The sequence below is a fragment of the Thioclava litoralis genome (assembly GCF_045278885.1).
Classification (GTDB): Bacteria; Pseudomonadota; Alphaproteobacteria; order Rhodobacterales; family Rhodobacteraceae; genus Thioclava; species Thioclava litoralis.
The window spans coordinates 2,554,792-2,580,571 of the sequence record NZ_CP135443.1; the positions used below are offsets into that span (position 1 = coordinate 2,554,792).

The 25,780-nt window shown below is 60.0% G+C and carries 23 protein-coding genes; 13 read left to right on the plus strand and 10 right to left on the minus strand.

The features are described 5' to 3' along the window. The first annotated feature begins 130 nt into the window (after positions 1 to 130). The 5 genes from RPE78_RS12665 to RPE78_RS12685 all read left to right on the plus strand — a co-directional run bounded on the left by RPE78_RS12665 (position 131) and on the right by RPE78_RS12685 (position 4,671). Entirely contained in the window at positions 131 to 745 is a 615-nt protein-coding gene (locus tag RPE78_RS12665) for a hypothetical protein (RefSeq protein WP_406720751.1), read from the plus strand. A 76-nt stretch (positions 746 to 821) separates the two neighbouring features. Further along, positions 822 to 2,057, plus strand: a complete 1,236-nt coding sequence (locus RPE78_RS12670) for a surface lipoprotein assembly modifier (RefSeq protein WP_406720752.1) — start codon at positions 822 to 824, stop codon at positions 2,055 to 2,057. A gap of 46 nt (positions 2,058 to 2,103) precedes the next feature. Further along, positions 2,104 to 2,997, plus strand: a complete 894-nt coding sequence (locus RPE78_RS12675; RefSeq protein ID WP_406720753.1) for a PfkB family carbohydrate kinase — start codon at positions 2,104 to 2,106, stop codon at positions 2,995 to 2,997. Continuing rightward, on the plus strand, positions 2,994 to 3,908 hold the full coding sequence (locus tag RPE78_RS12680) for a pseudouridine-5'-phosphate glycosidase (RefSeq protein ID WP_339107288.1): 915 nt from the start codon (positions 2,994 to 2,996) through the stop codon (positions 3,906 to 3,908). The genes RPE78_RS12675 and RPE78_RS12680 overlap by 4 nt, the downstream gene beginning before the upstream one ends. Positions 3,909 to 3,993: 85 nt before the next feature. Then, the gene (locus tag RPE78_RS12685) at positions 3,994 to 4,671 is read left to right on the plus strand and encodes a DUF502 domain-containing protein (protein WP_339107289.1); all 678 of its coding nucleotides are present in this window, start codon (positions 3,994 to 3,996) and stop codon (positions 4,669 to 4,671) included. Positions 4,672 to 4,689: 18 nt separating this feature from the next. Here RPE78_RS12685 and RPE78_RS12690 read toward each other — a convergent pair whose 3' ends face one another. Both RPE78_RS12690 and RPE78_RS12695 read right to left on the minus strand, forming a co-directional pair. Then, the gene (locus RPE78_RS12690; RefSeq protein WP_339107290.1) at positions 4,690 to 5,739 is read right to left on the minus strand and encodes a patatin-like phospholipase family protein; all 1,050 of its coding nucleotides are present in this window, start codon (positions 5,737 to 5,739) and stop codon (positions 4,690 to 4,692) included. A 140-nt stretch (positions 5,740 to 5,879) separates the two neighbouring features. Then, on the minus strand, positions 5,880 to 6,653 hold the full coding sequence (locus RPE78_RS12695; protein ID WP_339107291.1) for a 3-hydroxybutyrate dehydrogenase: 774 nt from the start codon (positions 6,651 to 6,653) through the stop codon (positions 5,880 to 5,882). Between the two features lie 469 nt (positions 6,654 to 7,122). On the opposite strand from RPE78_RS12695, the gene RPE78_RS12700 reads away from it, so the two are divergent. The 5 genes from RPE78_RS12700 to RPE78_RS12720 all read left to right on the plus strand — a co-directional run bounded on the left by RPE78_RS12700 (position 7,123) and on the right by RPE78_RS12720 (position 11,728). Continuing rightward, complete coding sequence (locus RPE78_RS12700) at positions 7,123 to 8,964, plus strand: extracellular solute-binding protein (protein WP_406720754.1); 1,842 nt, start codon at positions 7,123 to 7,125, stop codon at positions 8,962 to 8,964. After that, on the plus strand, positions 8,961 to 9,080 hold the full coding sequence (locus RPE78_RS12705) for an entericidin (protein ID WP_339107293.1): 120 nt from the start codon (positions 8,961 to 8,963) through the stop codon (positions 9,078 to 9,080). The genes RPE78_RS12700 and RPE78_RS12705 overlap by 4 nt, the downstream gene beginning before the upstream one ends. A 246-nt stretch (positions 9,081 to 9,326) precedes the next feature. Continuing rightward, complete coding sequence (locus RPE78_RS12710) at positions 9,327 to 9,662, plus strand: hypothetical protein (RefSeq protein WP_339107294.1); 336 nt, start codon at positions 9,327 to 9,329, stop codon at positions 9,660 to 9,662. Positions 9,663 to 9,737: 75 nt separating this feature from the next. Further along, positions 9,738 to 10,385, plus strand: coding sequence for a DsbA family protein (locus RPE78_RS12715; RefSeq protein WP_406720755.1), 648 nt, complete (start codon positions 9,738 to 9,740; stop codon positions 10,383 to 10,385). 119 nt (positions 10,386 to 10,504) lie between these two features. Further along, positions 10,505 to 11,728 (plus strand): multidrug effflux MFS transporter, encoded by a 1,224-nt coding sequence (locus RPE78_RS12720; RefSeq protein ID WP_339107296.1) that lies wholly within the window; start codon positions 10,505 to 10,507, stop codon positions 11,726 to 11,728. 30 nt (positions 11,729 to 11,758) lie between these two features. Here the strand turns inward: RPE78_RS12720 and mfd are convergent, their stop codons facing one another. Both mfd and RPE78_RS12730 read right to left on the minus strand, forming a co-directional pair. Further along, a complete protein-coding gene (mfd, locus tag RPE78_RS12725) occupies positions 11,759 to 15,211 on the minus strand; it encodes a transcription-repair coupling factor (protein ID WP_406720756.1) in 3,453 nt (1,150 codons plus the stop codon). Positions 15,212 to 15,274: 63 nt separating this feature from the next. Beyond that, a complete protein-coding gene (locus RPE78_RS12730; protein ID WP_406720757.1) occupies positions 15,275 to 15,805 on the minus strand; it encodes a component of SufBCD complex in 531 nt (176 codons plus the stop codon). A 142-nt stretch (positions 15,806 to 15,947) separates the two neighbouring features. Between RPE78_RS12730 and hemB the strand changes: the two genes are divergently transcribed. Together hemB and RPE78_RS12740 are read left to right on the plus strand one after the other, a co-directional pair. Continuing rightward, positions 15,948 to 16,955: a porphobilinogen synthase gene (gene hemB / locus RPE78_RS12735; RefSeq protein ID WP_406720758.1), complete on the plus strand. Its 1,008-nt coding sequence runs from the start codon at positions 15,948 to 15,950 to the stop codon at positions 16,953 to 16,955. A 139-nt stretch (positions 16,956 to 17,094) separates the two neighbouring features. After that, entirely contained in the window at positions 17,095 to 17,646 is a 552-nt protein-coding gene (locus tag RPE78_RS12740) for a lipid-binding SYLF domain-containing protein (protein WP_339107300.1), read from the plus strand. A gap of 73 nt (positions 17,647 to 17,719) precedes the next feature. Here RPE78_RS12740 and RPE78_RS12745 read toward each other — a convergent pair whose 3' ends face one another. Beyond that, positions 17,720 to 18,331, minus strand: coding sequence for a lytic transglycosylase domain-containing protein (locus tag RPE78_RS12745; RefSeq protein ID WP_406721659.1), 612 nt, complete (start codon positions 18,329 to 18,331; stop codon positions 17,720 to 17,722). 230 nt (positions 18,332 to 18,561) lie between these two features. Between RPE78_RS12745 and ssb the strand changes: the two genes are divergently transcribed. Next, entirely contained in the window at positions 18,562 to 19,083 is a 522-nt protein-coding gene (gene ssb, locus RPE78_RS12750; protein WP_339107302.1) for a single-stranded DNA-binding protein, read from the plus strand. Between the two features lie 214 nt (positions 19,084 to 19,297). On the opposite strand, the gene RPE78_RS12755 is transcribed toward ssb, so the two are convergent. From RPE78_RS12755 to RPE78_RS12775, 5 genes are all read right to left on the minus strand, one after another. Further along, a complete protein-coding gene (locus RPE78_RS12755) occupies positions 19,298 to 20,149 on the minus strand; it encodes a bestrophin family protein (protein ID WP_406720760.1) in 852 nt (283 codons plus the stop codon). Between the two features lie 126 nt (positions 20,150 to 20,275). After that, a complete protein-coding gene (locus RPE78_RS12760) occupies positions 20,276 to 23,221 on the minus strand; it encodes a Hint domain-containing protein (RefSeq protein WP_406720761.1) in 2,946 nt (981 codons plus the stop codon). 89 nt (positions 23,222 to 23,310) lie between these two features. Further along, on the minus strand, positions 23,311 to 23,709 hold the full coding sequence (locus RPE78_RS12765; protein WP_406720762.1) for a DUF4186 domain-containing protein: 399 nt from the start codon (positions 23,707 to 23,709) through the stop codon (positions 23,311 to 23,313). Positions 23,710 to 23,714: 5 nt separating this feature from the next. Next, positions 23,715 to 24,665, minus strand: coding sequence for a lipoyl synthase (gene lipA / locus RPE78_RS12770; protein ID WP_339107306.1), 951 nt, complete (start codon positions 24,663 to 24,665; stop codon positions 23,715 to 23,717). Between the two features lie 137 nt (positions 24,666 to 24,802). Continuing rightward, positions 24,803 to 25,744: a LysR substrate-binding domain-containing protein gene (locus RPE78_RS12775; RefSeq protein WP_339107307.1), complete on the minus strand. Its 942-nt coding sequence runs from the start codon at positions 25,742 to 25,744 to the stop codon at positions 24,803 to 24,805. Positions 25,745 to 25,780 lie beyond the last annotated feature (36 nt).

The window sequence follows — 25,780 nt, forward strand, 5'->3', positions numbered from 1 at the left end:
TTTACGCAGCGTTTACCGCAGATCGCAACCTATAAGAATTCCTAGGTTGCGGTGCGGTATCACATCACCTCAACTTCCCGTTACCTAAGGGCGTGACGATGTTGCGCAGGCATATCAAAGGAAGAATTTCATGCGTATTCAACTTTCCGGCTTTGCACTTTTGGCCTGTACGGCGCTGGTTGCCTGTGGTGGCAGCAGCGGCGGTGGCAGCAACGGCACGGGTGGCGGTGCCCGCCTGAGCGCGTCCGAGGCGGCGACGGTGATGACGCAATATGACGAGGCTATTGCCGCCGTGGAGAACGGCGATGCCACCGTGGCCACCGATGCCTCGGGCGCTGTGTCCATGTCGGGCTATATGGGCTTCAGCATCGAGGAAGAGGAGGACGAGATTGATGCGCTCGGCAAGCTGAGCATGGATGTCGATTTCGATAATGGCACCGTCAGCGGCACGGCGGATAATTTCGCGCTCTTCGATACGTCCGATGAAGCCAATCCGGTGAAAGTCAGCAATGTTTCCGGCGCGTTGACGGTGGATGGCACCGTGACCTCCGCGGCTATTGACGCAAGTGCGACGGGGCATCTGTCGGATGGCGATGGTGGGGCCGATTTCGACCTGACGATGACCGGGAATGTCTACGAGCAGGACGATGCGTTGATGGCGCTTGGCGATGTCGAGGGCACGTTCACCACCGATGAGGGCGTGACCGAAACCACGGGCGGTGGTTTTGTGGCTTATGAAGACTGACTTTATCGCTTATGATGACTGATAGGATGCGCCAGCATTGGCGCATCTTTTTACGTTTTGAAATCGGATATCCCACGTGCTGTCTTTTGCCCGCTCTGTTCTGATGCGTTTTGTTTGGTTCTTCCTGTTTGTGGGGCTTTGCACCCTGCCCCTGCGCGCCGAGCAGACGCGGACGATTGCACAGTGGATGGCGCTGGCCGCGCAGCTGGAGATGTCGGGGCAGCCGCTCAAGGCGTTGAAAGTCTATGGCGAGATTGCCGCACAGCGCCCTGATTACCGGCCTGCGGCCAGCGCGATTGACAGGGTTCTGGCGCAGATGGGCAGGCCGCAGCGGGCCGAGGCCGTTCTGCGCTATGTGCTGCGGCATGAAACGCGCAACCGTCCCGCCTATCTTGCGGCGCTTCGGCAGCTCGATCGCGCGCATCCGTTCCGATTTTCCGGATCGTTCGGTCTGCTGCCCTCGACCAATATCGCGCGCAGTTCCTCGCAGACCTATCTGGTGACCGATTACGGCACCTTTCTGATCGAGAATGGCGGTGATGAAAAAACCGGCATCGGCGCGGAGTTTTCGGTCAGTGGCGACTGGATCTTCCACCCTGCGCCCGGCCACAGGCTGCGTCTGTCCTCTGTGCTTTCGGGCGAGTGGTATGCGCAGCGCGATCTGCGCTATCTCCAGCCGTCGGTGACGCTGGCCTATGAAAACCTCCTCACACCGGATGACTGGGGGGTAAGTGCCTATGGCCGGTATCGGGCCTATGACGGGCTGGCGGATCAGAAGACTTCGGATTATCGCGCCTATGGGGTTGTGGCCCGCAAGCGCTGGTGGCTGGACGCCGCGTCGGTGCCGCAAGCCAGCCTCAGCGGATCACTCCTGGCGGAATATCGGGATTATCTTGATAAACAAGGCTATGACGGGCGTTTTTACCAAGCTGCTGGAAGTTTCTCACATCAGGCGGGGGCGTCCCAGCTAAGTTACGGGCTGCGGCTCGGGCGCTCGGATGTGCGGCTGGACTATCATCGGTATCGCGCGCTGGGTCTTTCGGCGGGGATCGTCCGTCCGCTGGGGCGCAAGGTGACGGCGGGGGCCACGCTGCGCTATGACTGGCGCCGCTACGATGCCGATTTCCCGCTATTGGGCGAGGTGCGTCATGACGAGACGGCCGAGCTTTCGGTCTTTGCCAGCTTCCGCCAGATCCGCATTGGCAACAGTGTTCCGAAGCTGCGCTGCAGCTACACCAATAACCGCTCGAATGTCGCGCTTTACCGGTATGACAGTTTCGATTGCGGGCTGGATCTTGATTTGACCTTCTGATCAGGTTTCTCTTGCGCCGTGTTCTGCCGCGCGGCAAGGAGGGCTTATGACAGAGATGCGTGACATAGTATGTATCGGCTCGGTGCTGTGGGACATTATCGGCCGGACGCCCGCTCCGATGCGGTTCGGGGCGGATATGCCCGGACGGATCACCCGCTTGCCGGGGGGCGTTGCAATGAATATCGCGATGACCCTGACGCGCTTCGGTATGCGCCCTATCCTGCTATCCGCCGTCGGGCGCGACAGTCAGGGGGTGGAGCTTCTGGCGCAGGCCGGGCGGCTGGGGATTGATGCGGGCCATGTCTACCGTTCGGCTGACCTGCCGACGGATCGCTATATGGCGATAGAATGCGCGACGGGCCTTGTGGCCGCGCTTGCCGACGCGCATTCGCTGGAGGCCGCGGGCGACAAGATCCTGCAGCCGCTGGCGGATGGCCGTCTGGGCTCTGCCGACGCGCCTTGGCACGGGCCTGTGGCGCTGGACGGAAATCTGACGACCGACCTTCTGGCACAGATCGCCCGATCCCCGCTTTTCGCGCGCGCCGATTTGCGCGTGGCCCCGGCCAGCCCTGGCAAGGCCGAGCGGCTTTTGCCATTACTCGCCCATCCCCGCGTCACGTTTTATGTCAATCTCGAAGAGGCGAGCATTCTGTGCCAGAGCCAGTTCCGCTCGGCGCGCGAGGCCGCCGAGGGGCTGGCCCGTCGTGGTGCGCGGCGCGCCTTGGTGACCGATGGCGGGCGCGATGCGGCCGATATGTCGGCAGGGGGCGTCCTGACCGCCTGCCCGCCCGAGGTTCTGGTTTCCCGCGTGACTGGCGCGGGCGACACGTTCATGGCTGCCCATCTGGTGGCCGAATATGCTGGTTGCCCGCGCGAAGAGGCTTTGTCGCGCGCCCTTCTGGCTGCTGCCCGTTATGTTTCCGGAGATATTGCGACATGACCGATCTACTTGTCTTCACCCCCGAGGTCTCTGCCGCGCTCGCGGCAGGACAGCCCGTTGTGGCGCTAGAATCCACCATCATCACCCACGGTATGCCCTATCCGCAAAATATCGAGACAGCGCGCCGTGTCGAGGCCGCGATCCGTGCCGAAGGGGCCGTGCCCGCAACGATTGCCCTGATGCGGGGCCGTATCCATATCGGTTTGAGCGATCCGCAACTCGAGGAACTGGCACAGGCCGAAGGGGTGATGAAGGTCTCGCGGGCCGATCTGGCGGTCTGTTTGTCGCGCGGGGCCTATGGGGCCACCACGGTGGCGGCCACCATGATCTGTGCGCAGCGGGCGGGTATCTCGGTTTTTGCGACGGGCGGGATCGGGGGCGTGCATCGCGGTGCCGGAGAAAGCTTCGATATCTCCGCCGATCTGGCAGAGCTGGGCCAGACCGCCGTAACCGTGGTCTGTGCTGGTGCCAAAGCCATTCTGGATCTGCCGAAGACCTTCGAGGTGCTGGAAACCGATGGTGTGCCGGTCTTCGCTTATGGGCAGGATACCCTGCCCGCCTTCTGGTCGCGCGATTCAGGGCTTGCGGCACCGTTGCGGGCGGATCACCCTGCCGAGATTGCGAAAGCGGCGCTGATGCGGGCAGCGTTGGGTCTGCCGGGGGGGCAGCTTGTGGCCAATCCGGTGCCGCCCGAGGCAGAGATCCCGCGCGAGGTCATCCTACCGGTGATCGAACAGGCTCTGGCCGAGGCGGACGCGCGCAATATCAAGGCCAAAGCGGTCACACCCTTCCTGTTGCAACGCATCTTCGAGTTGACCGAGGGGCGTTCACTTGCCGCCAATATCGCGCTGGTTCTGAACAATGCGCGACTGGCGGCGCAAATTGCGAAAGAAATCGTCACTTTGCGCTAAGCAAATGTTGCTAAAGCGGTAGGGCTCTCCCATCTAGGGCGGGTTGCCCCCGGCAGGCGGGGGATTCGTGATTGCAGGACATGGTATGACCCTTCCCCCGACCGACCAGAAACCCAAGCCCCGCCGGCGCTTCGCCGCGATCAGGGCGTCTTTCCTGACCGGTCTTGTGGTCATTGCCCCTATCGGCCTGACAGCATGGCTGATCTGGACGGTGGCAGGATGGGTTGATGGCTGGGTGCTGCCGCTGGTGCCGCACGAGCTGCGCCCCGAACATTATATCGGGGTCAATCTGCGCGGGATCGGGGTGCTGATCTTCCTGATCTTCACGCTGGTTGTCGGCTGGCTGGCCAAAGGGTTCTTCGGGCGCGCGCTGATCCGTTCGGGGGAGGCGATTGTAGACCGCACCCCCGTCGTGCGCTCCGTCTATTCCGGTATCAAGCAGATTGCGGAAACGGTTTTCAGCCAAGGCGAAGAAAAATTCGACCGCGCCTGTATCATCGAATATCCGCGCCCCGGTATCAAGGCGATGGCGTTCGTTTCCTCCACCGCCAAGGGCGAGGTCGCGCGGCTGGCCGATACCCCCGAAGATCCGCTGATTTCGGTCTTCATGCCGACCACACCGAACCCGACCTCGGGATTTCTGATGTTTGTGCCGCGTTCGCAGATCACCTATCTCGACATGTCGATCGAAGATGCTGCCAAGCTGATCATCTCTGCCGGATTGGTCTATCCCACGGAAAAAGACGCGCCCAAACCGCGTTGAGCCGCGTTTTCGCAAGGGTTAGCCGAAAAGCTCCGCCAGATTGACCGAAGGCTCCTTACCGATTTTGTCGGCATGCTGGTCCAGAAACCGGTCTGCCGCCTGCTGACCGGCCGTTTTCAGCCGCCCCAGCGTGCCATAGCTGGGAGAGACCTTGGAACTTTGGCTGAGCGACAGCATCGTGTCGTCATCGGCAATCAGATGGATCAGCACGTCTTTCATCGCGCGTTCGGGCAGGTGCTTCTCGGCGATGACCCGACGGGCGAAATTGATCGCGCGCAATTCCCGCAGCAGCGAGGTGTTGAACGAGATTTCCGTGATCCGCTCCTCGATCTGCTGTGGCGTGGTCGGAATGCCCTCGCGCGCCAGTGGATTGATATTCACGATCATGATGTCGCGCGGGAATTGCGGCTCGAAAAGCGGAAACAGTGCCGGATTGCCGGTGTAACCGCCATCCCAATAGGCTTCGCGCCGTCCGGTCACGGGATCGTCGATTTCGACCGCGCGAAACAGGTTGGGCAGGCAGGCCGATGCCAGCAGCGCATCGGGCGTGACCTCATCGCCCGAAAAAATACGGATCTTGCCATTGCGCACATTGGTGGCCGACACAAAAAATGCCGGTCCTTCTTTGGCGCAGACATTCTCGAATTCCAGATCCTGAACCACCCGAGCGAGCGGGTTGATATAGAACGGGCCGGAATCATAGGGAGAAAGCAGCCTCAGCCAGTTTTCGATATAGAAGGCAGGGGTGAACAGGTCGAACCAGCGCGTCACCGTGTCCGGATAGGGAAACAGTGCCGAGACCCAGCGATCCGTGCGGAAATCATTGCCTTCGGCCACCTGCGACCACAGCCAGTTCAACGCCTCGCGGGCGGCCTCGCGCCCTTTCGTGCCGCTTGCCTGCGCCAGTCCGGATTTCAGCGCGGCACCGTTCAGCGCGCCCGCAGAGGTGCCGGAGATGGCGGCGATCTCGATCCAGTCCTCATCAAGGAGGCGGTCCAGAACGCCCCATGTGAAGGCCCCATGTGCGCCGCCGCCCTGAAGCGCGAGATTGATCCTTTTGGTGTCCATCCGTGATACTCCCGCAGCCGTTTCAAACCGCTTTGAATTACAAATCCATCATGGTGTAGCCGCAATCGGGCGACCAATCGTGCCCGTCGGAACGGTGCCGGTAAAATCGGAGGGGGCCTGCGCCCCCTTCGGTAGCGATCTTACAAGGCGGTCCAGCCACCATCGACCGAAATCGTGGTGCCTGTGATCTGTTCCGCTGCGTCCGAACAAAGAAATACCGCCGTGCCGCCGATCTGTTCGACGGTGGCAAACTGTTTCGAAGGCTGACGGTCCAGAATGATCTTCTCCACCGCCTCTTCTTCGGTCATGTTGTATTTCTTGGCCGTATCGGGGATCTGCGCCTCGACCAGAGGCGTGTGCACATAGCCCGGGCAGATCGCATTGGCGGTGATCGGCTCTTTCGCGGTTTCCAGGGCCACAACCTTCGTCATGCCCACCACGCCATGTTTGGCGGAGACATAGGCCGATTTGTAGGGCGAGGCGGTCAGGCCATGGGCCGAGGCGATATTGACCACCCGTCCCCAGCCTGCCTTGCGCATCATCGGCAGTGCGACAGCCGTGGTGTGGAACGCCGAGCTGAGCATGATGGCAATAATGGTGTCCCATTTATCGACGGGAAATTCGTCGATCGGGGCCACATGCTGGATACCGGCATTATTGACCAGAATATCGCAGGTGCCAGCCTGCTCGATCAGGCCACGCGCCTCGGCCCCTTTGGAAAGGTCGCCTTTGATATAGCGCGCCTCGACGCCGAATTCCTGTGCAATGCTCTTCGCCAGTTCATGATCTTCGGGACGGTCCGTGAAAGAATTCAGAACAACATTCGCCCCCGCGCGGGCCAGTTCGCGGGCGACGCCCAATCCGATTCCCGAATTAGATCCGGTAATAACTGCAGTTTTTCCGTTTAGGCTCATGAGGTCCTCCTTTGGATTATGCCTGCGATCATCATCCTAGGGCCGAATCTGGCAAGGTCCAATCACGTGAAAAATCGCTTATTCACGCAGCCGTGCGGTTTTTTCGCTTGCGTTCACGAATCGCATCAAGCAAAAGCGCCCTATTATCTGAAACCGCTTCGTCGAGGTGCCGCCGGATCTTTCCGGGCTGGTGCCTTTCTGATTTGGACCTAAAAAACCTGCGCGTTCAAAACGTTAATGGATGCAACTGCAGCGGGAAACTGGCTAAGAACTGCCGTTAGAACCAAAAAAAACGCCCGCACAAGGCGGGCGCTAAGTCATGAGGCAGGTTTCATACAGGCAAGAAACCTATCGAGCAGTGAGTTTGTTATAGGCCGAACTGCGCGTAGTTTCAAAGGGAAAATTGCGTAAGCCCTAATGCTCCGTTAGATTTCCTTCAAATACCACGAGCAGAAACGGGATCATCGCGATGCAACGAACCGCCTTTAGACGCATGCTTATAGGTGCCATGCTTGCAGCAAGCCCTTTATTGATTGGCTCAAAAGGCTTTGCGGCACCGCAGCATGCTCTGGCGATGACCGGTGCGCCTGCCCTGCCCGACGGGTTTGACCACCTGCCTTATGCAAATCCCGACGCGCCCAAGGGCGGTGCGCTGAAACTGGGCGAAGTCGGCACGTTTGATTCTCTTAATCCGTGGATTCTGCTTGGCCGGCCTGCGACGGGAATCAGCCAATATGTGACCGAGTCGCTGATGGCGCGCTCGATCAACGAACCCTTCACCCTTTATGGTCTTCTGGCGGAAAGCGTCGATACCGATGCGGCGCGCAGCTATGTCGAATACACGCTCCGTCCCGAAGCGCATTTTTCCGACGGCAAGCCGGTGACCGTCGAGGATGTGATCTGGTCCTACAAGACGCTTGGCGAACACGGGCATCCGCGCTACCGCAACGCCTGGGCCAAGGTGAAAGACATCCGCCAGACCGGTCCGCGCTCCGTGCGTATCACCTTCAACGCCCCCGACCGCGAGCTGGCCTTGCTGATGGGGATGCGCCCTATTCTGGAAAAAGCGCAATGGGCGGGCAAGGATTTCGAGGCGACCACCGACATGGTTCCGGTCGGTTCTGGCCCTTATGTGGTGGATCAGGTTTCCAACGGACGGTTCATCAGCTTCAAGCGCGATCCCGACTGGTGGGGCAAGGATGTGAATTTCAATCACGGCCTTTGGAATTTCGACACGATCCGCCATGAATATTTCAAGGATGGCAATGTGATATTCGAAGCTTTTAAAGCTGGGGATGTCGATGCATGGCGCGAGATGAGCGATGCGCGCTGGCAGAATAACTACAATTTTGCCGCCGCTCAATCCGGCGAGATCGTCAAGGACGAGATCCCGCATGCCCGTCCTTCGGGAATTGACGGTCTGGTGATGAATACCCGCAACCCCTTGTTCAAGGACTGGCGGGTTCGCGAGGCGCTGACCGAGGTTTTCAATTTCGAATTCATCAACAAGACTCTCAACAATGGCGCCGAACCCCGCGTTATATCGTTCTTTTCCAACTCTGAGCTAGGCATGCAGCCCGGCCCTGCCAGCGGCAAGGTCAAGGCTCTGCTGGCCCCCTTTGCCGACCAGCTTGCCCCGGGCACGCTGGAGGGCACGCCCCTGCCCGTCTCGGACGGTCGGGAGATGAATCGAAAGAACACGCGCAAGGCGTTGAAACTTCTGGAAGACGCAGGCTGGACTGTGGCGCGTGACGGGGTGCTGCGCAATGCGTCGGGCCAGCCGTTCCAGTTCGAGATCCTGCTGCGTCAGGGCGGCGGCTATGGCAGCGGCCCCTATGATCCGCAATCGGTGGTCGATATCTATGTGCAGGCGCTTGAACGGATCGGCGTCAAGGCCCGCGTGACCACGATCGACGATGCGCAATATGTCCAGCGCGCGCGCAACTACCAGTTCGATATGACATGGTACTGGCGCGCCCTCTCGCTGAGCCCGGGCAACGAGCAGATGCTCTATTGGGGCTCTGCCGGTGTGGCGCAGCCGGGAAGCTGGAACTACATGGGCATGGCAAGCCCCGCCGCCGAAGCGATGATCCGCCATATGCTGGCAGCCACTGATCACGATGATTACGTGGCCGCAGTGCGGGCCTTGGACAGGATCCTGACCCAGGGGCGCTATGTGATCCCCGCATGGTATTCCAAAAGCACGAGGCTTGCACATAAATCCAGCCTTCATTATCCCGAAACCTTGCCGGTCTATGGTGACTGGCCGGGCTTCATGCCCGACACTTGGTGGTATGAGGCAGACAAATGAAAAAGCTCGTTTTGCTTGGCCTTCTGATGGTGTCGCTGAGCGCGTGCAACACGATTGCAGGCGTCGGGGATGACGTGTCCGATGGCGCGCGCACCGTGCAGGGCTGGATGAACTGAACGCGTCTGTGGCGGGCCTTGCGGGCCCTGCTATATGCCGCATTGAAAGAAGGGCCGATGTGCAAGCAACGGCCCTTTTGTTTTGTGCGTTTTCCGGTTCTTGGACCGGAGGCTGCCCGTCTTTGCCGTGCTTTGCCTCCTTGCCTGCGGGGTGGCAGATAGTTGGGAACAAATGACGATGGGCGGGCTTTCTCTCCACAGGATGACGATGCCCCGTCATGAGGGGCTGCTACTCAGGAGGACGCCATGAAATGGAGCCATGTCGAGCAGAACTGGACCGCGTTTTACGAGGCGATCACCGATCGCTGGCCCGACTTGACCGAGGATGACCTCGAAGAGATCGATGGCGACCGGCGCGCTTTCATCAAGGCTGTGTGCGACGCCACCGGCGATGAGGCCGAAGATGTTGCTGAAGAGTTGCGCGAATGGCTGGCGGGCGAGCTGCCCTCGGATGTGGTGATGGACCCGACCCATGATGACCACTCGATCCGCAATTCCGCAAAATATGTCGGCGATGGCGAAGACGAATATGACGAGGATGAAAACTTCGGCGATGACGAGGAGGAAGATGGCGCCGCGTGAGCTTGCGTCTTGACGCCAGAGGTCGGGCCTGAAACACAGACGTTCTGAACGTCTTGCCCCCTCTGGAGAAAGCCCATGATCGCGCTTGATATCCTTGCCGACCCGGTCTGCCCCTTCTGCCTGATCGGCTATGAACGGCTGCGCCGCGCGCTCGCAGAGCGGCCCGGCCATCCTTTCCAACTGGCATGGCACCCCTTCCAGCTCAACCCTTCCATGCCCCGCGAGGGCATGGCGCGCGCGGATTACCTGCAGGCCAAATTCGGGCAGGACGGAGCGGTGAAGATGCATCAGCAGCTGCTGGAGATCGCCGCCTCCGATGCCCTGCCGCTTGACCCGCTGAAAGTGCTGCGCCAGCCAAACACGCTGGATGCGCTGCGTCTGGTCTATTGGGCCGGTCTGGAAGAGAAAGCAACCGCTGTGATGGAGGGCGTGATGGCGGCGCATTGGTATGAGGGGCGCGATATCGGCGATCCGCGCGAACTGGTGCGCATTGCGCAGGCGGCGGGGCTTGATGGCACGATGATTGGCCGCCTTCTGGCCAGCGATGCCGATTGCGACACGATTGCCAGCCGTGATGCCCATGCCCGCGAGCGCGGCATCACCGCTGTGCCGACCTTCATCGTGGCCAACACCCATGCCATCACCGGCGCCCAGCCGAAAGAGCTGTGGCTGAAAGTGATCGACGAGCTGTCTGGCGCGCCTTCGGATGCCATTCTGAACTGAGGCTTTCAGGCGCTGCACATCTGATATTGCCGGTTGTGCTTTTTTGCGCGTCCTAAAAGGTGGACGCGCTAAGGCTGCTTATTATAGTCAGGCTCAAACATTCCTTCTTCGAGATATACATGACCCATATGGACCATAGCCTCGAGCAGACGGCTAGGACGTTGTCGCTGCGCGAGTTCACCGTCATGCTGGCGTCTCTGATCGCCACAGTCGCGTTTTCGATTGACGCCATGCTTCCGGCCTTGAGCGATATCGCCGCAGCCCTCACCCCCGAGGATGTGAACAAGGCCCAGCTGATCCTGACCTCCTTCGTCTTCGGGATGGGGGCCGGAACCTTTTTTGTCGGCCCGATTTCCGATGCGATTGGGCGCCGTGTCACAATCGCGCTTGGGATCGTCATCTATATGACCGGTGCCATTATCGCGATCTCTGCCAATTCGCTCGAGGCGCTGCTTGTCGCCCGTTTCATTCAGGGGTTCGGGGCCTCCAGCCCGCGTCTGGTGCCGATGGCACTGGTGCGTGATCTCTATCGCGGGCGGGAAATGGCGCAGGTGACTTCGATCATCATGATGATCTTCATTATCGTGCCGGCGCTCGCGCCTTCGATCGGGGCGGCCATCATCGCCTTTTCCGACTGGCGTGGCATCTTCTATGTCTTCTGTCTGTTCGGGACGATCGGCGTAACATGGCTGTTCCTGCGTCAGCCCGAAACCCTCCCGCCCGAGCGCCGTCGTCCCCTGCGGCTGGGCGCGCTTGTGGCCGGTGCCAGCGAAGTGCTGCGCGACCGGCAGGTCTGCCTTTACATTGTCATCATGACCCTTGGCTTTTCTCAGATGTTCGCAGCCGTCAGTTCGGCGGAACAGCTTTATAAAGCCTATGGCGTCACCGATCATTTCCCGCGGTGGTTCGCGCTTGGGGCGTTGATGGCGGGCAGTTTCTCTTTCCTCAATTCGCGCCTTGTCGTGCGGCTGGGGATGCGCCGGATCGTGTCGGTGGCGTATCGCACGCAGGTGGTGATTTCGCTGGTCATGCTGGCTTTGCAGATTGCGGGCATGCCGCAAAGCGGCTGGGGCTTTGCGGTGTTCTTCCTTTACTTCACCTCGGTCTTTGCAATGGCGGGGGTCACCTTTGGCAATCTCAACGCTCTGGCGATGCAGAATGTGGGGCATCTGGCGGGAATGGCGGCCTCGGTGATCACCGCGCTGTCGACCGTGGGATCGGTGATGATTGCGGCGCCTATCGGGCTGGCCTTCAACGGCACCGTCCTGCCGCTGGTGATCGCGACCTTTGTCTGCTCGGGGCTGGCCATGCTGCTGATGACACGCACGCAGGGTGAAGGATGAAGCGTAAAGGCCGGGAAATCCCGGCCTTTTTTATTTCGCTCCCTTTTCGGCCTCGCGCACTTTTGCGGCCAGATCACGGGCAATCGCGAAGCTGCCCTTGATCTTCTCGGCGTCATTGGACCAGTCGCGACGGATGATCAGCTTGTTGTCGCGCAGCTTCGCCAGATCACGTTCTGTGGTAAGATAATCCACCAACCCCGCGGGATTGGGGAATTTATCATTGTGGAACTGGAGTGTGACCCCTTTCGGCCCCGCATCCAGCTTGCCGATATGGGCCCGCTTGCACATGCCCTTGATGCGGATCACCAGTAGCAGCGTGTTGACTTCCTTCGGCAGCGGGCCAAAACGGTCAATCAGCTCGGCGGCAAAGCCCTCCATTTCGACCTTGGTGGTGATCTGGCTCAGACGGCGATACAGCCCCAACCGCACATCCAGATCGGGGATATAGTTTTCCGGAATGGTGACAGGCACACCCAGATTGATCGTGGGCGACCATTCGCCATCGGCTACATCTTCCCCCAGCTCGCCCGATTTCAGCTTCGAAATCGTTTCTTCCAGCATGGACTGGTAAAGCTCGTAGCCGACTTCCTTGATATGCCCCGATTGCTCTTCACCCAAAATGTTACCTGCGCCGCGCAAGTCCAAGTCTTGGCTAGCTAAATTAAACCCTGCCCCAAGGCTGTCCAGCGATCCGAGAAGCCGCAGCCGCTTTGTGGCCTGCGGGGTCAGCGGCATCCGCGGCTTGGTTGTCAGATAGCAATAGGCCCGCATTTTCGAGCGCCCGACCCGCCCGCGGATCTGGTAGAGCTGACTGAGGCCGAACATATCGGCGCGGTGGATCACCATCGTATTGGCGGTCGGAATATCCAGCCCCGATTCCACGATGGTCGTGGCCAGAAGCACGTCATATTTGCCATCATAAAACGCATTCATCCGCTCATCCAACTCGCCCGCCGCCATCTGCCCATGCGCGGTGATGAAGGTGACTTCGGGCACCTCATTGCGCAGGAACTCCTCGATTTCAGCCAGATCGGTGATGCGTGGCACGACATAAAAGCTTTGCCCGCCACGGAAACGTTCGCGCAAAAGCGCCTCGCGGATGGTCACCGTGTCGAATTCCGAGACATAGGTGCGAATGGCCAGACGGTCGACAGGCGGTGTGCCGATCACGGATAGATCCCTGACTCCGGTCAGGGAAAGTTGCAGCGTCCGTGGAATGGGGGTCGCGGTGAGTGTCAGCACATGGATATCCGAGCGCATCTCTTTCAGACGCTCTTTATGCTGGACGCCAAAATGTTGTTCTTCATCAATGACAAGCAGGCCAAGGTTCATAAACCGAACCGCTTTGGCCAGCACCGCATGGGTGCCGATCACGATATCGACGCTGCCATCTGCCAAGCCCGCGCGGGTTGCCGCGGCCTCTTTTGCGGTCACGAAGCGCGATAAGGGGCGGACATTGATCGCGGTATTCCGGAAACGTTCGGCAAAGGTTTTGTAATGCTGGCGCGCGAGCAGCGTGGTGGGGGCGATCACCGCAACCTGTACCCCTGCACTGGCGGCGACAAAGGCTGCGCGCATGGCAACCTCGGTCTTGCCAAAACCGACATCGCCGACCACCAGCCTGTCCATCGGTGTGCCCGATTTCAGATCCTCCACCACATCCTCGATCGCCGCAAGCTGGTCATCGGTCTCGCTATAGGGGAAACGCGCGGCGAAGGCCTCCCATTCGTGATGCGGAACCTCCAGAACCGAGGCCTTGCGCAGGTAACGCTCGGCGGCAATGCGCATCAGCTTGTCGGCGATCTCGCGGATACGCTCTTTCAGGCGGGCTTTCTTGGCCTGCCATGCCCCACCGCCCAGTTTGTCAAGAAGTCCGTCTTCATGCCCGAAACGGCTGAGCAATTCGATATTGACGACCGGCAGAAACAGCCTGTCGCCGCCCGCATATTCCAGCAAGATGCAATCCAGCGGCGCCCCAAGCGCCGAAACGGTTTCCAGCCCCTTATAGCGCCCGACCCCATGATCGACATGCACGACCAGATCACCTTGAGACAACGACTGAGCTTCGGTCAGGAAGTTATCCGCTTTACGCTTCTTTTTCGGTTTGCGGATGAGCCGGTCTCCCAGCACGTCCTGTTCCGAAATCACGGTTAGTGCCGGATCATCCCCCTTGGGCGGTGCTTCGAACCCCTGATCAAGCGTCCAGACCGTCAGGTTGACCCCCGGCCCGATCTGGCGCGCATCCGAAATCAGCCGCGCGATATGTAGCCCTTCATCTTCCATCAGCCCCTTGAGCCGCTCGCGCGCGCCGTCCGACCAGGAGGCGATCACTACGGGCCCCTGTTTGAGCTGTGTCTGAACATGGTCACGTAACGCACCGAAAAGACTGACATCTTCCATCTGTCGTTCGGGGGCAAAACTGCGCCCGATCCGCGCCTCGGCATCCAGAATCCCTGGTCCCGGCGGTGCAGAGAGCACTTGCAGGGCAAGCACACGGCGCGGCTTCAGGATGCTGTCCCACGCCGTTTCATCAAGATAGAGAAGTTGCGGTGCGGCGGGTTTGTAGACGCTATCCACCCTGTCGCGCCGTGTCATCGCCTCGCGACGGGTGTCATACTGGTCGGAAATCTGTTCCCAACGCGCCTCGCGCAAGACCGGAATTTGATCGTCCAGCAAGATGGAGGCCTCTGGAATATAGTCAAAAATCGTTTCCATCCGGTCATGGAAAAACCCCAGCCAATGTTCCATGCCCGCATGTTTGCGACCGGCGGAGACGGCCTCGTAGAGCGGATCTTCGGCACCACCCGCACCGAATTCCACGCGATAATTCTGTCGGAAACGGGCGATCGAGGCCTCGTCGAGGATGACCTCGGAGACAGGTGCCAGTTCGATCCGAGTGAGCTTTTCCGTCGTGCGCTGGGTTGCCGGATCAAACCGGCGCACCCCGTCAAGCACATCGCCCCACAGATCCAGACGCACGGGACCGCTTTCTCCGGGGGGATAGATGTCTATGATACCGCCACGCAGGGCAAATTCGCCCGCTTCCGACACCGTGGGCACAGGCGAAAATCCCATGCGTGTCAGGAAACCGCGCAGCGCCTCATCCTTAAGGTGCCCACCAACCTTGGCCACAAACGAATTGTCTGCAAGTACCTGACGCGCAGGTATTTTCTGCATTGCCGCCGAAAGCGTCGTCAGCAGGACAAAAGGTCCGGGCACCCCCGATTGAAGGGCTGCCAGGGTCGCCATGCGGGCTGCCGAGATTTCGGGATTTGGCGAGACGCGGTCATATGGCAGGCAGTCCCATGCCGGAAAACTGAGCACCGTCACCTGAGGGGCAAAAAATCCCAGCGCCAGACGCATCGCCTCAAGCCGCCTGTCGTCGCGGGCGATATGGATCACGCTTTGACCACGCTCCAGCTCGCGGACCAGAAGTTTCGCGTCATACCCTTCGGGTGCGCCGGAAAGAACGAAATGCGTCATCACTTGGGGCCTTTGTCTATGCGCGTCTCGGGCGCGGTCCGCAGGGTTAGATAGGTGCCGCGCCTACCAAAGTCGAATGGTCTGTGACAGCAGATTGCTCAGCATCCCCCAGAGTGCAGTGACAAAGATCACGGACATTCCAAGAAGTTGCACCCGAAATCTCGCACCATGTACAAAGTTGGCAATCGCCTCGGCCTGCCCGTTCTCGCTCAGGCTCAACAAGAGCTTTGCGTTGTAAAGGGTCATGATTGTTACAAAACTGAGAGGCACGCCCAAAAGAAAGGCGGCCTGTGCCAGTTCGGCGCCATAGCCAAACCCGGTGACCAGAAGGAAGCTTGTCAGGAAAAACCACCCCGCCGTCAGCGCCGCCTTGGCCTGACTGAAACGGATCAGGCGGCGCGCGCTCAGCCCAGCGGCCAGAACCAGATCGTCCGCCGTCTCGGCATTGCGCCGGTACTGGGTGACCAGATCATAGGGGATGCCCATCGCGAAATGGGCGGCAAAAGACCAGCAGACCGCCAGCATGATCCAGTACCAGAGGCTGGAAAAGGAGTGCATGTCGATCAGGGCGAATATGGTGTTGGTGAAGTCCACTCTTTATCTTCTTTTGGCTTGATCGCGTGGATGTGTTCTTTTTCTAGCCGATTCAAAGGCTAGAGGGAAGCATCCCCGCGGTCAAAAGGCTTGAGTTTCTGGCCGCTGCGTGGCACCCCGTTTGTAATAACGGAGACATAGAATGACACCGCTTTTTCCTGCTTTTCCTCATAACCGTATGCGGCGTTTGCGCCGGACGGCGGCTTTGCGCGATCTGGTGCAAGAAAACCGTCTGAGCGTGAAAGACCTCATCTGGCCGATTTTCATCACCGATGTCGCGGGGGCCGATGTCGAGGTGCCTTCGATGCCCGGTGTGTTCCGCAAGACGATCGAGGGCGCGGTGCGTGCGGCGGAAGAAGCGGCAGAGCTTGGCATTCCGGCGCTATGTCTGTTCCCTTATACCGATCCGGCGGTCAAGACGGAGCTGTGCGAAGAGGCGTGGAACCCCGAAAACATTACCAATCGGGTGATCCGCGAAATCAAGAAACATGTGCCGGAAATCGCGATTATGACCGATATCGCGCTGGATCCCTATAATTCGCTCGGCCATGACGGTCTGGTGAAGGATGGCGTGATCCTGAATGATGAAACGGTTGAGGCACTTGTGAAAATGGCTTTGGCTCAGGCCGAGGCCGGTGCCGATATTCTGGGGCCTTCCGATATGATGGATGGGCGCATCGCGGCAATGCGCAAGGCGATCGAGGATGCGGGCTACGGGCGCGATGTCTCGATTTTGAGCTACTCGGCCAAATTCGCCAGTGTCTATTACAGTCCTTTCCGTGATGCGGTCGGTGCGTCGGGCGCCCTGAAGGGCGACAAGAAGACCTATCAGATGAATCCGGGCAATTCCGACGAGGCGCTGCGTCTGGTGGCGCGCGATCTGGCCGAGGGGGCGGATATGGTTATGGTCAAACCGGGCCAGCCCTATCTGGATGTCTGCCGACGCGTGAAAGACGAGTTTGGCGTGCCGACCTTCGCCTATCAGGTCTCGGGGGAATATGCGATGGCGATGGCCGCGATCCGCAATGGCTGGCTGGATCATGACAAGGTGATGCTGGAAAGCCTTCTGGGGTTCAAACGGGCCGGTTGTGACGGGGTGCTGACCTATTTCGCCCCCGCCGCCGCGCGGGCTTTGGCCAACAGGGCCTGATCAAGGCTTGGCCCGAGGCCGACGGCCCCTTACAGGAAGTGACAGGCCCGATTTTTCGGGCTAGTCTTTCAAACAAAGGGGTGCGCCCCACCTAGGCGGGCGGTCAAGCCCGATGTGAAATCGAGCGAGAGGCAGTGAGATGATTTCCAGACGTAACCTTCTGGCTATGGGCGGCGCCGCATGCGGTCTTGCAGCCTGTGGCAACGGGATCGGGTCCAATGGCGGGCCGCAGATCGATGCGCGGGTCGACGCGACGCGTGATTATTTGCTGAACCGCTATCCGGGGACGCAGGAATTGATGGGCAAAGCGGTCGGTGTTCTCTACATGCCGCTGGTGACCGAGGCGGGCTTCGGCATTGGCGGCTCTTACGGGCGCGGTGCGCTGCGGATCAATGGCGCCACGGTTGATTATTACGCCGTGACCTCGGCGTCTTTCGGGTTCCAGATCGGGGCGCAGCAATATGCGCATGCACTGTTCTTCATGACCCCCGAAGCCTTGTCGGGGTTCCGCCGTGCGGATGGCTGGCAGATTGGCGCGGATGCCAAATATGCGCTGCCCGATCGGGGCGGCTCGCTTGGCACCGACACCACCACCTCGCGCGCGCCGGTCATTGCGCTGGTCTTCGGTCAGGCCGGTCTGATTGCGGGGGCGTCGCTTGCGGGCAGCAAATACACCCGCATTATTCCGTAATAAATGGCGGCATAACAAAGACAAAGCACGCGAACTTCGCGTGCTTTCTTATGTCTGGTCTTTGGCCTGTGCCTCAGCTGCCCAGAATGACCTTCACATAATTCATCGTTTCCTGATACGGCGGAATACCGTTATATTTGGCAACAGCTTCCGGACCCGCATTATAGGCGGCAAGCGCATGGCGCCAATTCCCGAAGCGGTCATACATCATGCGCAGATATCGCGCCCCGCCATCAAGATTCTCTTCCGGATTGGAAATATCGACATTCAGTTTGGCCGCCGTGGCGGGCATCAACTGGGCCAGCCCGCGCGCGCCTGCATGCGAGACCGCCTGCGGATTCCAACCGCTTTCCTGCTGGATCAGACGCAGGAACAGATCGGGCGGAACGCCGTGTTTCTGGGCCGCAGCACGCGCAATGGGCATGTATTTCCCGCGATATTTTCCGGTATAGCTGGGAATGACCGCCGCCGTGATGGTCTTGCCATCGGGCCGCAGGCGCGAGCTGTGTTCATATTGTCCGGCAGCACGGGAATCCAGAAGCTGGGTCTGGTTGCGGAAAAGCTGGGTACGGTTCGAGCTGGAGGCGCCTGAAAGGCGCAGACCTTCTGCAATCGCAGGGCTGCTGGCCACCGAGATGGCACAAGTGATCAAAGCAAGGAGCGTCCCCGCAGCCTTTATCCGCATCATCCTCTGTCCCCAGCTTTTTTGGTTGCGGCTGAATATACCCAAAAACGTCGTGTTGAAAACCCTTTGAATCTGCCGTTGGGGCAAGCGTGCGGGCGCGCGGATTTGGCGGGGTGACCCGCCATGCAGGCGCATTCGTGCTTTGCATGCCGTGCCGGTCTGGTATACCCGGCGCAATCACTTGAATCGCGGCATGCGTCGCATGTCAGCCAGCCAGCGGAGGTTTTTTGATGGCAGGATCGGTCAATAAGGTCATTATCGTGGGTAACCTCGGCCGTGATCCGGAAGTTCGCAGCTTTTCGAATGGTGGCAAGGTCTGCAACCTGCGGATCGCGACCTCGGAAAACTGGCGTGACCGTAATAGTGGCGAGCGCAAGGAACGCACCGAGTGGCATTCGGTCGCGATTTTCAGCGAGCCTCTTGCGAAAATCGCGGAACAATATCTGCGTAAAGGGTCGAAGGTCTATATCGAAGGCCAGCTTGAAACCCGTAAATGGCAGGATCAATCCGGTCAGGACCGTTACACGACCGAAGTCGTGCTGCGCCCCTATCGCGGCGAACTGACTTTGCTGGATGGGCGCAATGACGGCGGCCAAGGTGGCGGCGGTTACGGTGGAGGTCAGGGCGGCGGCTATGGCGGGCCCTCTTCGGGCGGCTATGATGACGGCCCGTCCTCGGGCGGCTATGGCGGCCCGTCGCAAAGCGGTGGCGGCAGCAGTCGTCCCGATTTTGACGACGAGATCCCGTTCTGACGGTCATACCTCCATATCGCACGTTTCGAGATGAAACATCCCTTACCATTTAAGTGGTAAGGGATGTTTTTGGAACGGGTGCGGGATGCGACAGTGGCGATGGCTGTCCGGATGGCGCAGCCGTCTTATGACCGCGGAGACGTAATTGCGGCTCGGGCTTGTGCCGGGGGCAACCGGATGGACCATGCGGTTGCCCGTTGTCTTGCAAGGGGTGTCAGCGCAGGATGAAATCGACGGCTTCGGGCATCTGCGGCAGATCCGTCTCGCCCAAGGCGCGTTTCAGCGAGATTTCGATGGCGGTCGCAAAAGCTGTCAGCGGCAATGCGTTGACGCGGTCCGAGAAAGGCTGTTCCAGCTCTTCGGCCAGCGCATCAAGTCCGAAGAACGCATAGGCCACAAGCCCCGCCACCAAGGGGGCCACCGCCCCGAGCGTGTCGACAAAGCCGAAAGGCAGGATGACACAATAGATATAGGCGGTGCGGTGGAGCAAAAGCGAATAGGCAAAGGGCACCGGCGTATTGGCCAGCCGTTCGCAGGCAAGAAGCGACTGCGACAGGCGGGTCAGGCTTTCATGCAGTACAAGCGCCTCGACATGGGTCAGCTTGCCCTCGCGTTCGGCCTGCCCCACGATCCGCGCGGCCTGCGCCAGAGCCTCGTCGCTCTGCCAGTTCTGGCTGCGTCCGCGCAACTGCGTCTCTACCAGATGCGCAAAGCGGATCAGGCTGTGAAGAAGGGCGCTCCGTTCGGGCAGGTCTTCCAGCATGGTGGTCTGGCGGATCACATCGCGTGAGGACTGGATCAGCACGCCCCAATGTTTGCGCGCCTCCCACCAGCGATCATAACAGGCGCCGTTACGGAAGCTGAGAAAGATCGACAGCGCAATCCCGATCAGTGCGAAGGGCGAGGGATCAAGGCCCTTGATATAATCGGGGAAATGATCATGCCCCAGAACGACGGCAATCCCGATGCCGAATACCACCAGAATCTGGGGCCAGATGATCTGGACGACCGAGCCTTGCAGGATAAAGAACAGCCCCAGAATTGTGGGGCGTTTGCGGATGATCACGATGATCCCCTTTTGGCTGAAGAAAGCGACTCTCACCGCTGGCGATGAACGCTAGCATGCTTCGCCTACGCAGATGAAGATCTCCCCACAAGCGCCATGATGCAGGCAACGTAAGGGCAAATTGTCTCAGGTGACAGGCTGGGCCATCGCCCGCCAGCGCCGGAGATGTTCGGGGGTCACCATTTTGCGTGCGAGCACAGGGGCGATCTGCGGCCCGTAGAGGCTTTGCACGGGCCAGTTGCCCAGTAGCGCGGGCGCAAGCTGCGGACAGGTGCGCAGCAACGAGATCTGGTCCTGCCGCGACAGCGCCTGAAACCCCACAGGGCCGGGCCAGAAGCTTTCGACCCAGAGACCGTTGATCCGAACGGCGGAATGCGTTTCGAGCAGCAGGTGGATATAGCTGATCTGGCGTTTGCCGCGCATGATCCTTGCCCCCTGCCAGCCGCAATCGGCCAGATGTCTGGCACGGATAAGACGCGGACCGGTCTCGGTCCTGAGCCAGACGCAATGCTGGCCCGACAGCACGATCCTTTCATGCGCCCCCAGTGATCCGGCCCGAATCTCTATCGGCAGCAGACGGGGGGTCTTCAGGTCTTGCTCCCCGAGATCGCGACGCCCGACCCAGAGCACGCGCGCGGCTTTGTCCAGCGTCTGCACGAAATCGCCCGCGCGCAGGGTCTCGATGGCACGCGGCCCTTCGGGGGTGGCAATCTGCATCCCCGCCGCGATACAGGGAATGCCGATGGAATAGAGCTGCGGCGCGGTGGATAGCAGGCTCGGGTCCACATTCTGCAATGTGAGCGTCTCGCCATTTGGGAAAGACAGAACCGAGCCGCCTGCCCCGTCCGAGCTGATCACCACATCCCATGCATTCACCGGATCGCCATTGGTATCGGTGAGTGCGGACACGTCGAGCTGGTCGACCGTATGCCCGTCGCCGCTATCGGTCATGTCGAAATCGGTGACGATGTCAGAGCCGAAATCATCGGCCAGACCCAGCGTATCCGCACCGTCGCCTGTCGTGATCAGGTCGTCGCCAGTGCCACCATAAATAAGATTGGCCCCCTGACCGGCAAGGATCGTGTCATTGCCCTCACCGCCATCCAGCGTGTCCTGTCCGGTGGTGGTCGAGCCGACGAGGGAATCGTTGCCCGCGCCGCCCGACAGGGAATTGGCACCGGTTCCGGCGATCAGCGTGTCGTTGCCATCGCCCCCGTCAAGCGTCGTATTGCCGGCACCGCCATGAAGGTAATCATCGCCCGCCTCGCCATAAACGACATCATTGCCGTGATCGGTATAGACGATGTCATCGCCAGCACCGGCATAGACGGTATCATCCCCCGTACCTGTATTGATTGTGTCCGCATAGGCGCTGCCATCGATCTTGTCGGCCCCTGCGCCCGCATCGATATTGACGCCACTGCCGGCCAGACCGGCATCGAACTGGTCATCATAGCTGGTACCGTCGATTTTCTCGACATCCCAGAAATAGGTCAGAGTGCTGCCGCCATCATAGCTGATGGTGCCGACACCATTGGGGTCGGAGGTCCAGCTGACCTCTGCGGCCCCGCCCGAGAGCGAGACCGTATCGAAATCCGCCCCGCCATAGATGCTGCTCGCCCCGTCGGTTGCGCGCAGATCGAACAGGTCGTCTCCGGCATCGCCATAAAGCTGGTTCTGGCCGGTGCCGCCCCAAAGCGTGTCATTGCCCGCGCCGCCGCGCAGGGTGTCATTTCCGGCCCCGCCATCCACATAGTCATTGCCCGCACCGGCATCGATGCTGTCATTGCCATCGCCACCAAAGAGCGTGTCGTCCCCCGCACCCGCCTGAACGGTATCGTCCCCCGCCTCCATATTGGCGTAAAAGCCCGACCCATCGAGGGTGCCGTCCAGCGAATCCGCATAATTCGAGCCGACATAGCCTTCGATATTGTCATAGGTCAGGCTGCTGGTGCCATCGGTGGCGGAGCCATCCTCGAAATCGCTGGAGGTGATGGTGACCCCATGCCCCAGACTGTAGAAATTGAGGATGTCATTATCCGAACCGGTGGTGGTCGTGCCGCCGCCCAGCACCGTGTCGATGCCCCAGCCATCGCTGAAGAAGAAGACATCGGCATCGGCCCCGCCATCAAGGGAATCATTGCCGCTGCCGCCCGTGATCGCATCCGCGCCGTCGCCGCCGTAGATGGTGTCGTTGCCTTCATCCCCGAGCAGCGTATCATTGCCCGCATCGCCATAAAGCAGATCATTGCCCGTTCCGCCGCTGATGAAGTCATTGCCATCGCCGCCGTGGAGGGTGTCATTGTCTCCTTCGCCGTAGATCACATCATTGCCGGTCCCCCCGAGGACCGAATCCGCACCGGCATTGGCCCAGATGGTGTCGTTGCCCGCACCGCCATCGATCGTATCGTTATAGGCCCAGTTATTGGTTCCGCTGATGTCGTCGATGATATCGTCGCCATCGCCGCCTCTGACACTGTCGCCATCAAGCGAGCTGGCCCCGCCTTGGCCGTAATAGATGGTGTCATTGCCCGCGCCGCCGTCAATAGTATCGGCACCAGCATTGGAGGTGATGGAATCATCTCCGGTGCCACCCGCGAGCGAGTCGCCATTGGACGCGCCGATGATCGTGTTATTGCCGGTAGAGCTGTAGCTTGCCGAATGTATCGCCGAATAGTTGACGCCCGAGGTGTTGGTGGTTGACGAGGGCGACATAACGACGCCCGGCTGGATCTCGGAGCTGGCGAGATAGCCGACGATCGTGTTGCCGATCTTGACGGTATAGAAGACCTGCGGATTGCCGCTAGGATCGGTATAGTTGAACGCATCCTCGATATAGGCGGTGCCCGAGGTGATCAACGTGCCGCTGGAATCGCGGATCTCCAGATGCTGGAAGTTGTCATTGCTGACGTTATCGGTGGCCGTATCGCCCGATAGCTGGCTGTCATCATCGGTGAAGGTATAGGTCAGCCCGTTGGTTGACGCCTCCCAGTCCGGCCGGAGCCGGTACCCCCCGCTGACAAGCTGGAAGTCGCTGGTGCTGTAACCAACAAAGGTATAGGTGGTCGACATACAAACTCACAGATGAAACACGTGGCCAGAGAGATGAGGCCATCCTGTCTCAAATGTTCGAATGTCTGGTTAATGCCATATATGGTTTTTTAAATAGAATCAGGATTTTGTCGCTTTGCGTCCGCAGAGCCAGGGGCAAAGCCCATCTCGCGATCCACCCATGCAATCACTATGGCGACAAGACGTTGCTGCACCGTAGGGGTTAGCGCCTGTCCCTGCGGGATATGGTGCCACGTTTCCAGACAGCTACGGCAACAACAGGCGGTGGCATGTTGTGCAATAAACACCGGATGGCCCCGCATCGGGGTCTGTTTGCCGTCCTTATGCGGGTATGCAGGGGCCAGCCGCATAGCGATGAAATCCTGCGCATGGCGTATAATCACCGACCGGCCCTTTGCATCGCAATAGGCCCGCTCGCGCGGGCCCAGATGAAAGCGGGATCTGAATCTGGATCGGGACAGGCGCGCGAAAAGCTCTGCCTGTGCCATCGCGCTCAGGCGCGACCGAGTTTCGCCAGACGGGCCGAACGCAGCTGGGCGAAATCATCGCCCGCATGGTAGCTCGAACGGGTCAGCGGCGTTGCCGAAACCATCAGGAAGCTCTTGGAATAGGCCGCCTTTTCGTAGGCTTTGAATTCTTCCGGCGTCACGAATTTTGCCACGGCATGGTGTTTGGGCGTCGGCTGCAGATACTGACCGATCGTCAGGAAATCGATATCGGCAGAGCGCATGTCGTCCATGACCTGACGGACCTCATGGGCCTCTTCGCCAAGGCCGACCATGATCCCCGATTTGGTAAACATGGCCGGATCCAGTTCTTTCACGCGTTGCAACAGACGCAGCGAGTGGAAATAGCGCGCACCGGGACGCACTGTCGGGTAAAGCGACGGCACGGTTTCGAGATTGTGGTTGAATACATCGGGACGCGCCTCGACGACCTTCTCGAGCACTTCCGGCCCGCATTTCAGGAAGTCCGGCGTCAGGATCTCGATCGTGGTCGACGGGCTGCGATGGCGGATCGCACGGATGGTCTGGGCGAAATGCTCTGCCCCGCCATCTTCCAGATCGTCACGGTCCACCGAGGTGATCACCACATGCTTCAGGCCGAGCTTTTCAACGGCATGGGCCACACGACCCGGCTCGAACACATCCAGCGCGTCGGGCTTGCCGGTGGCCACATTGCAGAAAGAACAGCCGCGCGTGCAGATCTCGCCCATGATCATCATGGTGGCGTGCCCCTGCGACCAGCATTCGCCCACATTGGGGCAACCGGCTTCTTCGCACACGGTCACAAGCTTGTTCTCGCGCATCAGATCGCGCGTCTGCTTGTAGCCTGCCGAGGTGGGCGCCTTGACCCTGATCCAGTCCGGCTTCTTGGGCTGGGCATTATCGGGGCGGTGTGCCTTTTCCGGGTGGCGCTGGTCGGGGATTTTGAGATCGCGCATGGGATGGGTATCCTTTCGGCTTTGAACCAGCACATAGGCCCAAATTCCGACGAATGCAACGGAGAGTGCGACAGATCGTCCCGCCTGACAGCTTGCGCATATCAGCCTTTCGGTCTGCGCACACCCTGCACCCGTTCTTATTGCGCCGCTTGCAGGCGCGGACGACGGTAACTTCCGGCGACGGGGAATTCGCTACGCGCCTTGTCGATCACGGACTGCCCCGCCTCGCGCAGGATATTGGCCACGTTTTCGAACCATTCGCCATCATCAACCGCATCGGCACGGCGCACAAGGCGCAAGACCCGACCGGGTTGCTCGCCAAAGCGCGAGAGCGCCAGATCGGGGCTGGAGTTCTTTTCGGCCATCGCGGCGATCTCGGGGATCAGGGTCACGCCCATGCCGCTGGCCGCCAAGGCGCAGAGCGTCGAGAGCGACGAAGCCCCCAGATCGACCGATTGTGCCTCGCGGTTCACATTGCAGACCTTGAGCGCCTGATCGGCCAGGCAATGCCCCTCTTCCAGCAGCAAAAGCTCGCCCGGATCCAGCGCATCCGGAGCCAGACCGGCCATGCGCTCCAGTGCTTCGGGCAGACCTGCCAGCAGGAAATGATCCTCGAACAGCTCGATCTCTTCGGTCTCGGGAGCGGGCGTGGCAATCACGGCGGCATCCAGACGCCCCTTGCGCAGATCTTCCAGAAGCTCTGCCGTCTGGGCCTCGCGCAGTCTGAACCCCGATTGGACAGATTGCAGTCTGGGCAGCGCCGAGGGCATCAGATACGGCGCAACCGTCGGAATGACACCAAGGTTCACCTGCCCCTGCCCGCGCCGCAGATCGGCCTCGAGCGATTTCAGCTCGGCATCGATCCGGAGTGCGTGATCAATCACCATGCGCCCTGCCCGCGTCAGTCGGATATCGCGCGGACGGCGTTCCACCAATGTAAGCCCGAGTGATTGTTCCAGCTCGCGGACCTGCATCGACAACGCCGGCTGGGTGACATGGACTGACTCCGCTGCCCTGGAAAAATTCCTAAATTTTTCAAGAGCTAGCATGTATTGCAACTGGCGCAGGGTGATATTCATAAGACTACCTTATTGCTAATCTAAGTATTACCGATT

Bases quoted from the DNA above. Each gene is read 5' to 3' on its own strand.
- RPE78_RS12700 (WP_406720754.1), top strand. From the start codon at position 7,123: ATGCAACGAACCGCCTTTAGACGCATGCTTATAGGTGCCATGCTTGCA.
- RPE78_RS12685 (WP_339107289.1), top strand. From the start codon at position 3,994: ATGACCCTTCCCCCGACCGACCAGAAACCCAAGCCCCGCCGGCGCTTC.
- RPE78_RS12675 (WP_406720753.1), top strand. From the start codon at position 2,104: ATGACAGAGATGCGTGACATAGTATGTATCGGCTCGGTGCTGTGGGAC.
- RPE78_RS12720 (WP_339107296.1), top strand. From the start codon at position 10,505: ATGACCCATATGGACCATAGCCTCGAGCAGACGGCTAGGACGTTGTCG.
- RPE78_RS12740 (WP_339107300.1), top strand. From the start codon at position 17,095: ATGATTTCCAGACGTAACCTTCTGGCTATGGGCGGCGCCGCATGCGGT.
- RPE78_RS12680 (WP_339107288.1), top strand. From the start codon at position 2,994: ATGACCGATCTACTTGTCTTCACCCCCGAGGTCTCTGCCGCGCTCGCG.
- lipA (WP_339107306.1), bottom strand. From the start codon at position 24,665: ATGCGCGATCTCAAAATCCCCGACCAGCGCCACCCGGAAAAGGCACAC.
- RPE78_RS12745 (WP_406721659.1), bottom strand. From the start codon at position 18,331: ATGCGGATAAAGGCTGCGGGGACGCTCCTTGCTTTGATCACTTGTGCC.
- RPE78_RS12775 (WP_339107307.1), bottom strand. From the start codon at position 25,744: ATGAATATCACCCTGCGCCAGTTGCAATACATGCTAGCTCTTGAAAAA.
- mfd (WP_406720756.1), bottom strand. From the start codon at position 15,211: ATGACGCATTTCGTTCTTTCCGGCGCACCCGAAGGGTATGACGCGAAA.
- ssb (WP_339107302.1), top strand. From the start codon at position 18,562: ATGGCAGGATCGGTCAATAAGGTCATTATCGTGGGTAACCTCGGCCGT.
- RPE78_RS12690 (WP_339107290.1), bottom strand. From the start codon at position 5,739: ATGGACACCAAAAGGATCAATCTCGCGCTTCAGGGCGGCGGCGCACAT.
- RPE78_RS12705 (WP_339107293.1), top strand. From the start codon at position 8,961: ATGAAAAAGCTCGTTTTGCTTGGCCTTCTGATGGTGTCGCTGAGCGCG.
- RPE78_RS12695 (WP_339107291.1), bottom strand. From the start codon at position 6,653: ATGAGCCTAAACGGAAAAACTGCAGTTATTACCGGATCTAATTCGGGA.
- RPE78_RS12760 (WP_406720761.1), bottom strand. From the start codon at position 23,221: ATGTCGACCACCTATACCTTTGTTGGTTACAGCACCAGCGACTTCCAG.
- hemB (WP_406720758.1), top strand. From the start codon at position 15,948: ATGACACCGCTTTTTCCTGCTTTTCCTCATAACCGTATGCGGCGTTTG.
- RPE78_RS12715 (WP_406720755.1), top strand. From the start codon at position 9,738: ATGATCGCGCTTGATATCCTTGCCGACCCGGTCTGCCCCTTCTGCCTG.
- RPE78_RS12665 (WP_406720751.1), top strand. From the start codon at position 131: ATGCGTATTCAACTTTCCGGCTTTGCACTTTTGGCCTGTACGGCGCTG.
- RPE78_RS12765 (WP_406720762.1), bottom strand. From the start codon at position 23,709: ATGGCACAGGCAGAGCTTTTCGCGCGCCTGTCCCGATCCAGATTCAGA.
- RPE78_RS12710 (WP_339107294.1), top strand. From the start codon at position 9,327: ATGAAATGGAGCCATGTCGAGCAGAACTGGACCGCGTTTTACGAGGCG.